Origin of the sequence: Pelosinus fermentans DSM 17108, from assembly GCF_000271485.2 — a bacterium.
Classification (GTDB): domain Bacteria; phylum Bacillota; class Negativicutes; order DSM-13327; family DSM-13327; genus Pelosinus; species Pelosinus fermentans.
In genome coordinates this window covers 711,084-726,940 of record NZ_AKVN02000001.1, presented here as the reverse complement: position 1 = coordinate 726,940, position 15,857 = coordinate 711,084, and the positions used below count along the sequence as shown (strand labels likewise).

The window sequence follows — 15,857 nt, the reverse complement described above, 5'->3', positions numbered from 1 at the left end:
GAATATGCGTATAAATACAGAAGACTTGATCATCAGGTAAAACACAAGTCTTCTATATACTATCCCAAAAACCTAAAAACTATTCTTCACTCGAATCCGCTCCGCGTTCCAGCATATTTTTTAATAAAACTTGTTCCGCATTCGCCATATGCTCTCCGGCAAACTGCTGAGCTAAAGCCACATTGCGCTGCCCTAATGATTCTACCATGCGAGTATGTTCGGCAAACATCGCTTTGAGACGCCCTGGATATGACATCGACAATGAACGAAAACGAGTCAATTGCTCCCGCAAATTATTGATAATACCCACAAGACGTTCATTGCGGCTGGCCCGATACAAAATATCATGAAACTGGCTATCGGCTTCTACAATCTTTTCCATGTCATTTTGTTCAATATAGCCGCCAATTTCCACCAGCAGACGTTCCATCTGTTCAAGTTCTTCTTCCGTAATACGCTCTGCAGCCAGTCCTGCGGCTAAAATATCCAAAGAAGTACGCACTTCAAAGACTTCCGTGATATCTTTAATGGAAAGATCGGATACATACGTACCACGACGGGGTATCATGACCACAAATCCTTCCAGTTCCAATTTACGAATGGCTTCCCGTACAGGAGTGCGACTTACCCCCAGCTCTTCGGCTACTTGAATCTCCATCAAGCGCTCACCAGGCTGCAAAACACCTGAAACGATTGCATTACGCAAGGTTTCACAGACCACTTCCCTGAGGGGCTGATAACTGTCTAATTTTATTGGCAATAATCGGCGTTCCATTATATTCCCTCACTTCTTCCTACTGTTTTAGTAACAAATATGTCAGCAGCATATTGACTTTTAAGCTTCTGTGCAATGTATTCTGCCTTAGCCTGATCTTCTGCCAGACCAAAAACAGTAGGACCGCTGCCTGACATTAAGCTAGCCATTGCTCCATGTTGCACCATAGCTTGTTTCAGTTTTCTTATTTCAGGATGGACTGGAATGGTTACAGATTCTAAGACATTACACAATCCCTTAGCTACTCCCACTAAATCTCCCTGATCCAGACTGGATTTTACTCCAGCGGTATTCGGATGAACTTTCACATTCTGTCCTTGGTACTGACGATATACCCAGGCCGTAGAAACACTTACTGAAGGTTTTGCCAATATTACAAAACAAGGCTTAATATCGGCAAGAGGCTGGAGAATTTCGCCCCGCCCTGTAGCTAACATGGTTCCTCCCTTTATACAAAAAGGCACATCCGACCCCAGCTTACTTCCTAACAATTCCAATTCAGGAATGGTTAAGCCCAGTTTCCATAAACGATTTAGGCCTAATAAGACACTGGCAGCATCTGTACTACCGCCCGCCAAGCCAGCAGCCACCGGAATTTTTTTATCAATAAAAATATGTACACCGCTTTTTACTTGGCAAGTCTCTTTTATAAGAGCTGCTGCACGATATGCCAGATTTCTCTGGTCACAAGGCAGGCGAGCAATTGTAGCTGTAATACTAATATTACCCGATGACCTTTCTTCTAAACGCAGCACATCGGCAAGATCGATGGCTTGCATAATCATTTCTACTTGGTGAAACCCATCTTCTCTCTTATAAAGAACATCTAACGTTAGATTAATTTTTGCATTTCCCTTTACCGTTAGCATACTCATCTAATCATTTAATTGTTTAACAGCAATTTCCTCTTGTGCTGTTAAAACTTGATTGCTATCCAATAAAATAATTAAGCGATCGTCAATCTTACCTACGCCATTAATATAACGAGAATCTACAGCGATGGAAGCAGGAGGATCCTCTACATCTGCAGCACTTAGCCGCACGACTTCTGTCACAGCATCAACAGTCACACCTACTGTTTGTCCATTAATTTCTACAACGATAATACGTGTATCATCATTATGCTCCGTAATCGGCAATTGAAATCTTTTTCTTAAATCGATAACAGGGATAATACGGCCTCTAAGATTAATAATTCCCTCCATAAACGAAGGTGTCTGAGGTAATTTGGTAATTGGCAATAAACGGTTAATTTCCTGAACTTTCGTAATCGGAAGCCCATATTCCTCACTGGCCAGTTTAAATGTGACCAACTGCAATTCATTTTCTAATTTTATATCTTCCATATGGCAATGCACCTCCATAATTCATCAAAAGATCAAATTTATTATTATATTCGATATTATAGCGGTGTTTGCCTGCAAATACCAGTAATATTTTATACAATTATTTTGTCCAATTTCTTTATTTTGCATGTACCCCTCTTTATTCCTGCAAGTCCTTGGTTAAAGATGCATGGCACCAGCCAAACTCTACTTACATATAATAACTAAAGATCTTGCAGGAGGTGTATGTTGTGAATGTTCGTACACTCTATTTGTCTCACAGGTTAGCATCCATTGCCTTTGAAGAAGAAAGTGAACATCCCCTCATTGGGGAAATACAACAATTGTTGCTCCATAAGAATCTATACCAGGGACCGATTCATCAGAAATACGATACCCAGACCATTCGTGGAATTACTTTATTTCAAGAAAAAGAAAACTTACCCGCAACTGGCATCGTAGATCCTCTCACCTATTGCCGTTTGCATCAGGCAACTACCACGACCATTACTCCCCTATCACCAGCCGCCAAAAGAGCGGATTTCTCTTTGCCAAGGGCTAATATTCTAATTACAACCTCATCTCGTCAACTAACACTATTTAATGGCAATACACCAATACATCAATATCCGGTAGGTATTGGTAAACTAACAACCCCCACGCCACTGGGAAACTATGCAATTGCACTCAAAGTCATGAATCCTGGAGGCGTCTTAGGAACTCGCTGGTTAGGTCTCAATTATGATTCGTATGGAATTCATGGAACAAATCGTCCCTGGCTGATTGGCACCATGGTCTCAAATGGCTGTATTCGCATGCATAATCAAAATGTAGAGCAAATCTACCCTTTAGTAAAAGTGGGTACGCCTGTTTACATCCGGAATTGACTGGCATAACCGTAAAACAATCTGATCCACCATCTGACATCTTCTAAGCATATAATTGAAAAGTGCATCTCGTTCCTCAATTTTAGGCAGCCATTCCTGGGGGATCGATTCTACTAGCTGGACTAAATCTTCCTTTTTAATCTCCCTAACTCTAGCAGCATAAGGGCTAAAATCTCCAGAAGTAAAAAAATAAGTCAACAGCCAGCCATATGCTCTACGCCGGTTTACAACAATTTTTTCTGCCAATTTTTCTAACGTTTTAATATTCCATCGTCCACGTACAAACAAATGGGAATTATCGATAGCGTATAGCACATAAGCAGAATCTTGTAAACGTACTAACAGATTTTTACGGTTCTTTGTTCGATCAATATTATGAAACATATGATCAAACAACATCACTCCTGCCATCGCGCTCTTATTACTTGCCTTAGATAGATTTGTCCTTACAACATATTTATTACTTGGTATATATTGACTGGCAAAATGAATCTTAGCGCGTAAACCAGTAGCTCGCAGCGATTTATTTTTTTTTAAGACCTGCTCCTCGATCTGAATGAGATCACTTGGAGGGAAACACAGCTCCATTCGTTCACCAAACCAGCATGCTATATATTCATTCACCAATACTTTCGTACCCATGGGATTACTTTGTAATTTAACAACATAAATATTACCATCATCCGCACGAAATACACGGGGTACTGTTACTCCCACTCCCACTGAGCCAAGATATTCAACAGCAGTAAGCACTATTTTCCCCCCTTAATTTTAAAAATATGACAGATCAATCCATTTTCAAAAGCACATGATACACTATATGCTCCTACCCTAAAAATTATTTCATAAGAAAAATGCTCCGCGTCCTTTAAAACATAGAAAGTAAACCGAACCGCAGAGGCGCAGAGAACACTGAGAAAAAAATAGATAAGGTTAAAATCTCTGTGCTCTCTGCGAACTCTGTGCCCTCTGCGTTTAACGTTCTCCTTGAAAATTCTCTATTTAGAAACAAACACCGCACAATCTACTTGATCGCAAGCAGATTGTGCGGTATTTTAATGCACTCATTACCCTTTAGGGGCTGTCGGTACAGTACCAGTGCCAGTATTAACTAACCAGCTAGCAACCCATCCAGTCGTACCACCGGAAAGAACTATTTTATACCAACCAAAAGCCTGTTCTTTTATCGTTACTCGTTCCCCTGTATTGACCTTGGTTACTACAGGGAAATTTGTACCTGGGCCGGTTCGGATATTAACAGAATTTCCCGTGATCGTAGCCGTTCCGCTAATGCCCATCATTGTTCCAGCCGTCTGCGTAATTCCAGGTCCTGTGACAATCACATTGTCAATACCGGTGCCCTCTATATCTCCACCGCCTGTCTGGGATGCAGAAACATAATCATCATCTCCGAGCATGCCAGAAGAATATGTGCCATTTTGTGCATTTGCGCTGGTATATTCCACTGGTCCAGCACCAGGTATAGGTGTTAATCCATATACGTCCATTTCCGTAGTAGTAAGAACACGTGCCCAGAATTTAAGAACAATGGTGATATGCACTTTGCGCCTGTCATGATGGCAATGAAAATCATAATCCACATATTCAACGACAACATCAGCACTAGCATCCATGCCAGGTTCAGCACCCTCAATTTCGATATCTCGGGTAAAGCGTACATGACGTCTCTCAAATGCATGAACAGGCTGGTTTGGCAAATCGGCTACATACATGACTTTGACTTCCAGATCTCCCCGAATAATTACTTTGTTCATAATAACATCTACACTATCGATGTCGACGTCTTTTACATATACATCAATAACTTGTTCAATATCAGGCTTAGGATCCGGTACAAACATATCAAATTCGACAACCTTCTGTTTCATTTCTGCCCCTAGAACCTGTTCTACGGAAATAGTTTCCGGACCCGGTTCTGGACATCCGCAAATCATTTCATCATTAATTGCTCTTTCAATAGTTTCATCAGAATCTTGCCTTGTATCATCACTCATTAAACTCCCCCCCTTTTAACGAAATAGGTTTTTCAAGCTCATCCTTTTGGTTGAGTTGGCATCGTACCGCTTGTGCCGCCAATTTGCACTTGACGATCCGCCATAACTTTAGCCACAATCTTAAGCACTACGGATACATCAAAGTGACGAGTCCATCTGTGATGGTGATGGTGGTGGCCATTGTCATCGCAATCATCATGATGATTATCGCAATCATCGTCACAATCATCATCACAATCATCATTGTGATGGTGGTGGTCATTGCAACTACCGTCACAATCATTATCACCATATTTGTACTTGTAAGCACGGCTGTGACAATCTACATCATAATCAACAAATTCTACAATAACATTTGCATCTGCATCCATACCTCTGCGTGCGCCAGGTATTTCAATATCCTGAGTCCATTTAAAATGTTTAATTTCAACAGCATGCACTGGCTGGTCAGGCAAATATGCTACATAGATCGCTTTAATTTCAAATTCCCCGCGTACAATTACCTTATTATGAATAACATCAACACAATCGATACATACATCTTTGACAAAAACATCTACAATTTGCTCAATAGCTGGTTTTCTATCTGGTACGACTACATGAATATCCAATACCTTTTGCTCTTCAGCCGCACCGATTACCTGTCGAACGATAATGGTCTGTGGACCAGTCTCAGTACCCAATGTACATTGGTTATAACCAGCTAAGCGTGTATCTTTCTCATCCACACATATCCCCCCCTTTTATGTTCTATTTATATATATGCCAGTGGGATATTTTATGTGCAAAAAAGTGTTTTGCAAAAGATATTCCTTGTTTTACCCCCATCAATAATTTACTATTTTGAAATTGCAACATAACACTTTTACCTTGGTGTGCATAGAATATAGCAACCCAATGTCAAATTTTTAAATAAAAGGAGGATTTAGTTCAATGAATTATCCTAAATATGATTGTTATAAACCCAAACCTCATTATTGCAAAATGGATGACGATGATGATCAGGATGACTGTGAAAAGCCTTGTATGAAAAAAAAACCTGAGCATGATTGCTATTCTACCATGTGCTCTGATATGGATAAAATGAAATGTAAAACGGAAAAAGAATGTGTGAAAACCTATAAAACATATTACAAACTGTATCGAGTATGCCAATATCGACTCTATAAATTATGTCCTTGCTGTGGTCATGAATTTGATTATCACAGACATCGCGGCATGTGTCCAAAATGCGGCGTTTCGATCTAGTTTTTAAGCGGTCCATACACAATAGGACAAATTAAAACAGTAAAACGGTTTGAAACGCGAAGACGCGAAGGATACAAAGGTGCAAAGGATTGCTTCGTCATGCTCGCTGGTAACAGCTTAATATACTTTAAAAATATATAATATGACTTCGCGTTCTTTGCATTTCTTCGTGACCTTCGCGGTTCAGTATTTTTTATATTCTCTATACTTGTAATTAAAAAATAGTGTATCATATAAGTAAAAAGGATCCTACAGCCGCTAAGCCGTAGGATCCTTTTTTATTTATTTAGCAATAAACTCTTGTACCACATAAGCTGATCCATTGTTATTATAACGAACACCAACGCCAACATCTGTGTAATTCTGATTAAGAATGTTTGCCCTGTGTCCAGAACTGTTCATAAAAGCAGTTTCTGCTGCAGTCACATTACTATTGATAGCTAAGTTTTCGCCTGCATAGGTATAGCTAATGCCAGCATTCTTCATTCTATCAAAAGGTGTCTGACCCTCAGGATTATTATGGGCGAAGAAATTACGATCAATCATATCTTGCGCATAATCTCCAGCAAGACTTGTTAGCTGCGAATTCGTTTTCAAAGCACTCAAGCCATTTTTAGCTCGGTCAGCATTTAGTAACTCAACAGCCAGCTTTTGATCTGCTGTGACATTCTGACTGGAAGGAGTAGTCGTGGAAGTATTTCCAGAAGTCGAATTGCTATTTTTGCTGGCTGAGTCATTATCATGACTTCCGCCATGATTTCCCGCAATTAATGCAATTACGCCAACGGCTAAAAGTCCTCCCCACAAGTCTTTATTATTCTTACTCTTCTCTTCCTTAATCACAGCAGCAGTTTCCGGTTCAGCTGCAAAAGCAGGAGTAGCAAAAATGCTGCCAAAGGATGTCGTAATCAAGGAAACTGTCATGAATCCCAAAGTTGCCATACTGCATAATTTACGGTGTCTCAATGCAATTACCTCTCTTTCTAGTTAACATAATATATTTTGAATCTTGGATACGGTTATATATATTCGCGTTTTTATTAATAATTCCTGTTTTTATTTCATGGTAATGTTTACATAACTATAAATGTTACTTAAACATAAAAAATTTTGAACCGCGAAGATACGAAGAATATGACGTAACCACAAAGACGCAAAGGACACAAAGGGTTTATACTTTTGTGTTTCCTTTGTGTGCCGCATCAGCGGCATTGTGCCTTTGTGGTTCATAAATTCTTATATTCTTTTCGTCTACAAACCTATAGTTATGGGTACAAAAAATAAAACAAGCGACATCTGCCGCTTGTTTTATCTTAGGTAGCATTGATTCTACGCTTTTTGCTTTTCCAGAGCTGCTTGTATCCTGCCCATCCATTTAGTACTGCAAACAATGCTGCTCCACATAGTGCCAGACCGTTTAAAACTTGACCTTTAGCCACTACAATCAGACCAGCTGCCATTGCCAGTATGCCGATTGCCAGGTGAACACCGAAATGCAATCCCCAGAAAGGCCAATATCGCCATAGATGAATTTCTTTCCCTCCCACGACCTCACCCCTTTTATTATATGATGAAGCATCACTATAATTTATGAGTTATACGGCATAGAAGGTACTATCACTAGCGCAGAAATGGTTATGCTTCTATCTCCTTAGGCCTGCATTTTATAAGCAGTAAACTGACTAACATAATCTAAAATTTCCCCTGCCGCCAAAATACCAGCCTGCTTTGTAAACTGAACGGATGAAATGGGCAGCGTCCCCCTGGAGTAACTCTCCCAGACTTCCCCGTGCCTTGGCGCGATTGCGTAATCAGCCTGCTCCAGCATACACAGATCTAATAGAGAATCGCCCGCAGCAACAACCGTCTTTTCTTCTAATAAATCTCGTATATATAATACAGCATGCCACTTGTTTACTACCGCCGGTACCAGATATAATTTTCTGCCCTGTAATGATATTTTCCAGTTTTGAGATTTTGCCCATAACGAAAAACTGGCAAGCTCCTCCGTTGGTATGTTCTCTCGCTCAACGATACAATAATGAAAACAATCATCTGCCAATTTTAAAGATCCGGTCCATGAAGCATGGCTAATCTCACCAAACTGGGACAGTATATCTTGGGTACATAAACACATCTGCGACACATTGCTTTTTATTTTTTGATTCCACTCCTGGTCTATTACGCCATTTACAAGTACATTCCCCCCATTACTTACCACTCCATAGGCAGGAAGAATTGCATCGCGAAATAAAGAAATGCGCCGAAATTGTTCTATCGTACGTGTGGTCACGGGAACGAAGGAGGCTTGAGAAGCCAGCTGCAAAAGCTGTTTGATTGCATCATCGGTCATATAGGAGATATCCTGATCATTATACGTTTCAACTACACTCATTGCCGGCGATTTATGATCAGGCAATAAGCGAAAGGACCGGGCAGAATAGATGAGTGTTTGATCCAGATCACTGGCAAATAACATTAGTCTCCTCCCATCGTTTTAATCAAGCCGCAGCAAGAATAAGACATGCCAGTAAATTCTTCTACTGCCACACCTCGGTCTTTTGCCAATAAGAGAATATGCTGCAAATTAGGATTCTCTTTGTTGTCGATTAGTATTTTCCAAGGAACGCGCCGTAATAACACTCGGGTGGTTTCACCCACTCCAGGTTTGATCAGATTGATATCAGGCAGATGAAATATATCTTGCAACTGCTTTATTGTATTCAGCCCTGCCCAAGTAGGTACCTGTAAGTCACGAATATGTTTTTGGGCCATCTGGCTGGCTTTATGGGCAATCAGGGGATACTTGTCGACTATAGTCTCAATAAAGAGCAGAGAAACATCTTCCTTGATCCATTCTTCATAAAACCTTGCACCATGAAAGTCAATTTTATCAATCAACTCTGCCACATGGACAGTACGGCTCACTAACCCTGATACAGTAGAGTTTAAGCAGGCGCTGGGAATCAAAAAGTCTTCTCTTGTCCCATACAAACGTACACAATGCCCCGGATCTGCTAAAACAGCTAAATCGGGTTCAACTGTTTCTCTATATTTTTGATTAAAAATAGTACATGCGTTTATGAGTTGATTCGTAATGGCTCCCTTACCTGTCCAGCCATCGATAAATTGTAGGGTGGCATCAGGATGCTGCTGCCTGATATAGAGCAAAGCATTTTCATCAATACCTTTATCGCGAATAATGGAAACGCTGTAATGAGGCAATGAAATACCAAATTTCTCTTCTATATAACGCTTAATTAAAATTCCTATGGGTGTCCCTGCACGAGCCAGTGATACCAAGACAATACCAGTCCCTTTAAGCTGAATAATCTGCTCTGCCACACTACCAGCAGCCAAAGCAATCTTCTCGGCAGTTTCCTGCAGCATGTGTTGAAATAACGTCATATATTCAGGCTTAGGCTGATATTCTACAGGCAGCATTTCTGAATAATGCCTGCCGCCTTGTATCGCAGCCTCCCTGATTTGATTATTCAGTTCAGGAACAAGTCCACTAATATTTTTAAGCAGGAAAACAACATCCCTGGAGCTGTAGCTGCCAATCGATTTAGGATGAGGAATCACCGGTTTGATCAAATTGCGGCTAACACAGGTTACAAGATAAATCCTACTCACGCCAATTGGCGCTAGAGCCTGCAATAAAGATTCTAAATGGTTATCCTCTACTTCTCTTTCAAAAAAAATAAAGACGTCATCGTAGTGATCAGGAGGAATATTATAGACATAATTGACAATGGAACCATCCTCTGGATTGGCAAAACAAATCGCCTGCTGTACTCCGTAATTTTCCCGCTGCACAGGGAAAATCGGACTTCTGGTGGTGGACTGTACATTCACCCCTTCCCCCATATAGCCCGCGATGCGAAAGGGAATATACATAAACTCCCCTGTCCCCAGACACAAAGTATTTTTGCCTTGTCTTTTTTGCTTTAGCCAATTGCCAACCTTGCAATATGCTTTCTCTATATCATTCTGCTCCTGGCTGGTAATACCAAATCGCCCTGTGGCATGCAAATAAGGAATATTATTTTCCTCACTCTTCGTATTCAACGAGGAAAAATTCTTCACCATACCTAAATCATCTTTGATAATCAATTTCTCTACAATCGGCTCTCCATGTTTTTGGACGGCATAAGAAAAAGACTGCTGCCCATCGGTCATAGGTTCTCCTTCTACAGCAATTTCCCCGGATAACAAGGAAATCGTATGAATTTGTATCTGCAGTTCTTTTTCCACCTCAAGATACTTTTTTTTATCTGCTTTTGAACGCCAATCCAAAAGAGACAGTACAGCATATTTCTTACGAGGATATTGCTGCTGTATGGCACGGATGAAATTTAAAGCTGATTTGCCAGTAGTAATCTCATCATCGACTAATACGATTGTTTCGTCATTGGCAAACCATTCTCTTTCAATCCCGTAACAATAATGATCCACGGCGTGGCTATGCTCTTCTGCAAAATTCAATACCATATCGGCACCTAAAATATTGTCCCTGGTTGTGTGGATGTACTTAGCGTTCTGGGCAAAGCAGCTAAAAGCGCCATGCCCTAAAGCAGTTGCGGTTTCTGCAAAGCCGATAAATAAGGTTTTTTCCGGCAGGGGCAAAGGATTGCTCTTTATATATTCCCAAGTCGCTGTCATGAGGGATGAATTCGTGAAAGCTTTAGAAAAGTCACAATGCTCCTCAAAATCCCTTTGTTGATACATCACACTGGCATAGCGCGATGCCAAAGCCCCACCTCCAAGTAAGGGAATCAGTGGATGAACCGGGATGTGCTTCCCCAATATTTTACTGACAAACAAAAAGCCGCGTTTTGTATTTTTTCGCGCGGCCATAAGAAATAAATTATCGATAGGAATTTTGTAAACATTCGTAACAACATGTACCTCAACCTTTAAATTTTCCAAAATATCATAGGAATACATCTTAGGTAAGCAAGCTGGTAAAGTTATGTTGCTCATGAAACACCCCATATATTTTTGATTTTGTCATTATTTTTTGCGCCCAGCGCGTATGAGGCTTGATTTCATTCATTTTATTCCCATAGGCACTAGAAACAACTCCTATATTCCCATGAGATTCCGCCAGGATGCTGCATGCATCCATATACTCTTCATGGGTAACAACACATAAGGCCTGTACAGGTTTGATATGACTTGGATGAATAATTGTCTTACCGATTAATCCATTGGCTTTGTCTAAAACAATCTCATGCAGTAAACCATCCATGTAACGATCTAAAAGTGCATCCCGCATCTTTTCCCCTGCTTGTCCCAAATTATCCGTAAAAGGTCCCTGGCGCAATAAAGGCTTTAAAACACGTTCACTGGAATAAAACTCCCAAACAGGACCTGATACCACATAACCACTATCTAATCGAGTAAAGACATTAATAATATTGTCAATACAGCTGCGAATTACGGAAATATCATAAATCGTCATATCGGGACTGCGCCTTAAACCAAATAGCCCGGAGAAATCCGTTGCACCAATACGTACATTCAGTACTAGCTCGCGATAAGAATCCAGCAATTGTTTCACTTCAAGCAGGCTGTTTTGCCTGCTCTCCATATACATAATCTCTGGTGACTCCAAAATAGGCATCCCATAAATAGGCTTCGTCTGGCATTTATTAATCTTATCAAGAGCCTCAAAATAAAGAACGCCATTCTTTGCTGTAAACTTTGGAAAAACAAAACCTGTTAATAAGGCTGCATCCCGCCCTAACAAATGAGTCACTCGCCACATTTGTTCTACATCCCGTATTCGCACAAAAATAAGTGGAATATCAGCTGCCGTGATACTGCCTTGGCTGACGAATAAAGCGAGCTGCTGCATCTGCTGCTTCATCATACTCTCTGCCTCTGATACCTCATTGTCACCAATCGCATCTTCCAGACACAGAACCATGGACATTAAACCTTTTAACTTGCCGCTAATTACATCTTGTGCAATGGTTTTGCGAGTAGCAGGCATATACAAGGTTGCACCCAAAGCGTACTCTAGCAAAGACTGATCATCTACCCTTATCAATTGGGGTGACAAATAAAAGATAGCTTGCTCCTCTTCAGGAGAAAGGTAGTTGAAGTAGCGCATTATGAAGTACGTTTACGTAAATGATGGACCGCAAAAGTACCAAGGAATATAGCAATCAACGTAGAGAAAAACACAACTTGGCTGACATGATAATTAAAAACCGATGCCATCATTTTCGCACCAATAATACCAATTATAAGATACGCTGTAGTTTCCAGTTCAGGATAACGTTCAATCAGTGTCAAGAAAATCTGCGCCACCCCTCGCATCATCATGACCCCGAAGATCCCCCCCAGGTACAATACCCATACCTGATCACTAACCCCAAAAGCGGCCAATACACTGTCAATACTAAAAGCAATATCCATGATCTCAACGGCTAATACCGTACGCCAAAAACCATGGGGCGCTTCGGGAACTGCTGTTTCATCATCTTCTTTATTCTTTTTCATAAAGAACTGAATCGCCATCCACAGTAGATATAAAGCACCAGCGGCCTTTATCCACCAGATCTTAATTAAATAGGTTCCCACCCCAATGGCAATGAAACGAAAGAGGTATGCACCTAGAATACCATAAAACAATGCCTTTTTTTGCTGCTCTTTCGGCAAATGCTTTACCATAATTGCCAGTACTAGAGCATTATCCGCTGATAAAAGCCCTTCCAATACAATCAGGCTGCCAATAATAGCCCAGTTCACCGGATTATAAATAACCCCGAGAAACTCCGTCATATTAAAAAAATGGGAATAGCTCCCTGCAATTCCTGTAATAAATTCAATCATTTATTGATGCTCCTCTTAATCCTTCAAATTTTATTTTTTACTTGGCAGGAATCAGGCTTTTTGCCCACTCACCAAAAGCTTTCGGATTTCGCGTCTGAATCAACACTACCCCCGGCCCTTTAAAACGGCAGACCAGCATTTCTCCCGATGTAAAACTAGATATCCAACCGGATGTTGCCTTTTCAATTTTGTAATCCATATAATCCGGCCAGGCAACCAGATGATTATTATCAATAATCCGTTCTTCTCCCGCTTCCAGATTAATGGCATGAATCGCTCCATAGGAGTTTAAAAATACCGTTCCTTTACCGCTCACTTTCAGCGTGAAAAAGCCCTCTCCCGAGAACATCCCCTGCATTAAATTCTGCATTTTACTGGAGACTTCAATTCCCGTAGAACCAGCCAGAAAGCCATCTTTTTGCACAACCAAACTATAACTGCCATCTAAATCGACATCGATAATATCACCAGGTATGGATGGAGCTAAGGTCACTTCACCAGAACCACGCCGAGCGGTAAGAGTCTGAAAGAAAAACTTTTCTCCTGCCAGCATCCGCCCAATACCACCTAAAAACCCGCCTTCCATTTTACCTTCCACATCAATACTTGTGGACATCGACACCATAGCATCCGATTCTGCTTTTAAAAAATCGCCCTGCCTTAATTGAACTTTTAATAATGGAAAAGCACCCGGATATAAAATCTCGTAATCCACAATAAACCTCCACCGTAAATCAACTGTTCTTGGTCATTTCATCACTATTTTCTGCCAGCAGTCCAATTAAAGCCAAAACCATAAGCCTTATCTAATTCTTTATGACCACCAAAATATTTTTCTAATTTTGTCACAACTAATTGTTGATTTTTATTTTCAATTTTTATTAAACCACACATGATTTTACCTTTATCCGGATTATCGAGACGAATGATAATATCAGCACCGCTTTGCTGCTTGACCGTAACTACACCTTTAGCAGATTCCCAATTAGGGGCTCCTTCATAGATGTAAGCAAAGACGATAACAAAATCCAATGCTTCCATTTTGGTAAATCGTAAGTTTTCACCATCTGCACTCAGTCCTGTTCGATCGTCTTTATCCAAAGCGATATAGGGAGAAGAGGACAAAGAGCCAAATAATTCTCCCAATGCCTGAATCACGCCCTGACTGCCGTCTTTTAAACGATACATACAACCTAAATCAAGATCCAGGGTGGATTTGGACAAAAAAGAAAACATACCTTTTTTCTCTATCGTTGAATCCCATTGCAAATTAACTCGCAGCTCCCCGGTTTTCTTATTAAGATCAATTGCATGAGAGTCGCCGCTTTTGGAAAGGTTGATTGCTGCTGGAATTTTAGTTTTCTTCGTCATGTCGATTTTATCAAAAAAGCTCATATCCATAATCCTTTCTATCTATTTTTCAATTCGACTTTATTGCATTATACCACTATCACATCATAAGGTAAATAATGGAAAACACAAAGAATACAAAGCAGACACCAATCCTCTTTGTATTCTTTGTGTCCGCGGTAGCGGCCTAACGCCTCGTGCCTTTTTATAGCAGCTGCTATTTAACCTTCAAAATACTTATCAACAAATCCTTGCAAACCAGAATTGTACCCTTGGCCTACAGCTTGAAATCTCCATTGTCCATCTTTTTTGTATAACTTGCCAAACTCAATGGCAGTTTCTTTAGAGAAATCTTCATCCAGTTCATATTTTGCAACTTCTTTATTCGTATCTTGATCATAAAGACGAATAAAAGCATTACGTACCTGACCAAAATTCTGTCTTCTCTTTTCTGCTTCGTGAACGGTAACAACGAACACCAATTCATTAATCCCACTATCCACTTTGGCCAGTTCTACAAGGATAGTTTCGTCATCTCCATCGCCTTCACCCGTAAGATTATCGCCAGTATGCTTAACTGCACCATCAGGAGAAGTTAGGTTGTTATAAAAGATAAAGCTTTTTTCACTTGGTATTTTCCCATTTGCCCCCAACATGAAGACAGAAGCATCTAAATCAAAATCAACTCCCGTATCCGTGCTGTTTGTATCCCAACCCAAACCTACACCAACTTTTTTCAAACTAGGTGCTTCTTTAGACAAATTGATTCTTTCACCTTTACTTAAATTGATACCCATAAACTACCTCCTAAATTAAGTTAAATTTCTATTAAGCAACACTTAAACCAAAGTTTGTACAAAGTGCTGATAAACCGCCTTGGAAACCGCTGCCGATGGCATTAAATTTCCATTCACTGCCATTGCGATACACTTCCGCTAAGACAATCGCCGTTTCAATGGAGAAATCTTCTCCTAAATCATAGCGAATGAGCTCTGCACCTGTTTCTTCATTGAGTACGCGAACGTAAGCATTGGCAACTTGTCCAAAATTTTGTTTACGAGCATCCGCATCGTGAATGGTAATGGTAAACGCAAGTTTCTGCACATCAGCAGGAATTTTCGAAATATCAATTTTGATTTGCTCGTCATCTCCGTCGCCCACACCGCTGCGGTTGTCACCAGTATGTACCACTGCTCCTTGTGCCCCTGTCGGATTATTGTAAAAGATAAAATCCTTTTCATCTTTCACTTTTCCGGCTTCTCCTAAGATAAATGCAGATGCATCTAAATCAAAATCATGGCCGCCATCATACTTATTGGTGTCCCAGCCTAACCCCACAATAATATTCTTCAAACCAGGATTGCTTTTGGTTAAATCTACTTTCTGTCCCTTACTTAAGCTTACTGCCATT

18 protein-coding genes are annotated in these 15,857 nt (G+C 40.4%); 2 read left to right on the top strand and 16 right to left on the bottom strand.

Annotation, left to right across the window (positions count from 1 at the left end):
- Positions 1–79: 79 nt before the first annotated feature.
- The 3 genes from FR7_RS03275 to FR7_RS03265 are packed head-to-tail and all read right to left on the bottom strand — an operon-like array spanning position 80 to position 2,121.
- Positions 80–775 carry a GntR family transcriptional regulator gene (locus tag FR7_RS03275; RefSeq protein WP_007938812.1) on the bottom strand — a complete coding sequence of 232 codons (696 nt, stop codon included), beginning with the start codon at positions 773–775 and terminating at the stop codon, positions 80–82.
- Positions 775–1,644, bottom strand: coding sequence for a 4-(cytidine 5'-diphospho)-2-C-methyl-D-erythritol kinase (gene ispE, locus FR7_RS03270; protein WP_007952002.1), 870 nt, complete (start codon positions 1,642–1,644; stop codon positions 775–777). The genes FR7_RS03275 and ispE overlap by 1 nt, the downstream gene beginning before the upstream one ends.
- 6 nt (positions 1,645–1,650) lie before the next feature.
- On the bottom strand, positions 1,651–2,121 hold the full coding sequence (locus tag FR7_RS03265) for a chemotaxis protein CheW (RefSeq protein WP_007938810.1): 471 nt from the start codon (positions 2,119–2,121) through the stop codon (positions 1,651–1,653).
- A gap of 230 nt (positions 2,122–2,351) precedes the next feature.
- On the opposite strand from FR7_RS03265, the gene FR7_RS23080 reads away from it, so the two are divergent.
- Positions 2,352–2,987: a L,D-transpeptidase family protein gene (locus FR7_RS23080; protein WP_007952000.1), complete on the top strand. Its 636-nt coding sequence runs from the start codon at positions 2,352–2,354 to the stop codon at positions 2,985–2,987.
- Here FR7_RS23080 and FR7_RS03255 read toward each other — a convergent pair.
- The 3 genes from FR7_RS03255 to FR7_RS03245 form a co-directional block, all read right to left on the bottom strand.
- Positions 2,949–3,740, bottom strand: coding sequence for a HipA family kinase (locus tag FR7_RS03255; RefSeq protein WP_007951997.1), 792 nt, complete (start codon positions 3,738–3,740; stop codon positions 2,949–2,951). The two genes, FR7_RS23080 and FR7_RS03255, sit on opposite strands and share 39 nt — an antisense overlap.
- Positions 3,741–4,054: 314 nt before the next feature.
- Positions 4,055–5,002, bottom strand: coding sequence for an SPOCS domain-containing protein (locus FR7_RS03250; RefSeq protein ID WP_007938800.1), 948 nt, complete (start codon positions 5,000–5,002; stop codon positions 4,055–4,057).
- A 38-nt stretch (positions 5,003–5,040) separates the two neighbouring features.
- Entirely contained in the window at positions 5,041–5,730 is a 690-nt protein-coding gene (locus FR7_RS03245) for a DUF3794 domain-containing protein (protein ID WP_007938798.1), read from the bottom strand.
- A gap of 205 nt (positions 5,731–5,935) precedes the next feature.
- On the opposite strand from FR7_RS03245, the gene FR7_RS03240 reads away from it, so the two are divergent.
- Positions 5,936–6,250, top strand: a complete 315-nt coding sequence (locus FR7_RS03240) for a hypothetical protein (protein WP_007938791.1) — start codon at positions 5,936–5,938, stop codon at positions 6,248–6,250.
- Between the two features lie 282 nt (positions 6,251–6,532).
- Here FR7_RS03240 and FR7_RS03235 read toward each other — a convergent pair whose 3' ends face one another.
- The 10 genes from FR7_RS03235 to FR7_RS03190 all read right to left on the bottom strand — a co-directional run bounded on the left by FR7_RS03235 (position 6,533) and on the right by FR7_RS03190 (position 15,856).
- The gene (locus FR7_RS03235) at positions 6,533–7,192 is read right to left on the bottom strand and encodes a CAP domain-containing protein (protein ID WP_237769490.1); all 660 of its coding nucleotides are present in this window, start codon (positions 7,190–7,192) and stop codon (positions 6,533–6,535) included.
- A 371-nt stretch (positions 7,193–7,563) separates the two neighbouring features.
- Positions 7,564–7,797, bottom strand: a complete 234-nt coding sequence (locus FR7_RS03230; RefSeq protein ID WP_007938787.1) for a hypothetical protein — start codon at positions 7,795–7,797, stop codon at positions 7,564–7,566.
- Positions 7,798–7,901: 104 nt separating this feature from the next.
- The gene (locus FR7_RS03225; protein ID WP_007951996.1) at positions 7,902–8,729 is read right to left on the bottom strand and encodes an HAD family hydrolase; all 828 of its coding nucleotides are present in this window, start codon (positions 8,727–8,729) and stop codon (positions 7,902–7,904) included.
- Positions 8,729–11,236, bottom strand: a complete 2,508-nt coding sequence (locus tag FR7_RS03220; RefSeq protein ID WP_007938762.1) for a phosphoribosyltransferase — start codon at positions 11,234–11,236, stop codon at positions 8,729–8,731. The genes FR7_RS03225 and FR7_RS03220 overlap by 1 nt, the downstream gene beginning before the upstream one ends.
- Positions 11,202–12,308: an HpcH/HpaI aldolase/citrate lyase family protein gene (locus tag FR7_RS03215; RefSeq protein WP_017531297.1), complete on the bottom strand. Its 1,107-nt coding sequence runs from the start codon at positions 12,306–12,308 to the stop codon at positions 11,202–11,204. Before FR7_RS03215 ends, FR7_RS03220 begins: the two co-directional genes overlap by 35 nt.
- 62 nt (positions 12,309–12,370) lie before the next feature.
- Positions 12,371–13,096: a TerC family protein gene (locus tag FR7_RS03210; RefSeq protein ID WP_007938759.1), complete on the bottom strand. Its 726-nt coding sequence runs from the start codon at positions 13,094–13,096 to the stop codon at positions 12,371–12,373.
- Between the two features lie 37 nt (positions 13,097–13,133).
- Entirely contained in the window at positions 13,134–13,811 is a 678-nt protein-coding gene (locus FR7_RS03205) for a TIGR00266 family protein (RefSeq protein ID WP_007938758.1), read from the bottom strand.
- A gap of 44 nt (positions 13,812–13,855) precedes the next feature.
- On the bottom strand, positions 13,856–14,491 hold the full coding sequence (locus tag FR7_RS03200) for a hypothetical protein (RefSeq protein WP_007938757.1): 636 nt from the start codon (positions 14,489–14,491) through the stop codon (positions 13,856–13,858).
- Positions 14,492–14,667: 176 nt separating this feature from the next.
- Entirely contained in the window at positions 14,668–15,243 is a 576-nt protein-coding gene (locus FR7_RS03195) for a TerD family protein (RefSeq protein ID WP_007938756.1), read from the bottom strand.
- Between the two features lie 31 nt (positions 15,244–15,274).
- Positions 15,275–15,856, bottom strand: a complete 582-nt coding sequence (locus tag FR7_RS03190) for a TerD family protein (RefSeq protein WP_007938755.1) — start codon at positions 15,854–15,856, stop codon at positions 15,275–15,277.
- Position 15,857: the final 1 nt, after the last annotated feature.

Coding starts and splice junctions, on each gene's coding strand:
- FR7_RS03220 (WP_007938762.1), bottom strand. CDS start 11,236: ATGAGCAACATAACTTTACCAGCTTGCTTACCTAAGATGTATTCCTAT.
- FR7_RS03210 (WP_007938759.1), bottom strand. CDS start 13,096: ATGATTGAATTTATTACAGGAATTGCAGGGAGCTATTCCCATTTTTTT.
- FR7_RS03195 (WP_007938756.1), bottom strand. CDS start 15,243: ATGGGTATCAATTTAAGTAAAGGTGAAAGAATCAATTTGTCTAAAGAA.
- FR7_RS03240 (WP_007938791.1), top strand. CDS start 5,936: ATGAATTATCCTAAATATGATTGTTATAAACCCAAACCTCATTATTGC.
- FR7_RS03190 (WP_007938755.1), bottom strand. CDS start 15,856: ATGGCAGTAAGCTTAAGTAAGGGACAGAAAGTAGATTTAACCAAAAGC.
- FR7_RS03265 (WP_007938810.1), bottom strand. CDS start 2,121: ATGGAAGATATAAAATTAGAAAATGAATTGCAGTTGGTCACATTTAAA.
- FR7_RS03225 (WP_007951996.1), bottom strand. CDS start 8,729: ATGTTATTTGCCAGTGATCTGGATCAAACACTCATCTATTCTGCCCGG.
- FR7_RS03235 (WP_237769490.1), bottom strand. CDS start 7,192: ATGGCAACTTTGGGATTCATGACAGTTTCCTTGATTACGACATCCTTT.
- FR7_RS03200 (WP_007938757.1), bottom strand. CDS start 14,491: ATGAGCTTTTTTGATAAAATCGACATGACGAAGAAAACTAAAATTCCA.
- ispE (WP_007952002.1), bottom strand. CDS start 1,644: ATGCTAACGGTAAAGGGAAATGCAAAAATTAATCTAACGTTAGATGTT.
- FR7_RS03250 (WP_007938800.1), bottom strand. CDS start 5,002: ATGAGTGATGATACAAGGCAAGATTCTGATGAAACTATTGAAAGAGCA.
- FR7_RS03275 (WP_007938812.1), bottom strand. CDS start 775: ATGGAACGCCGATTATTGCCAATAAAATTAGACAGTTATCAGCCCCTC.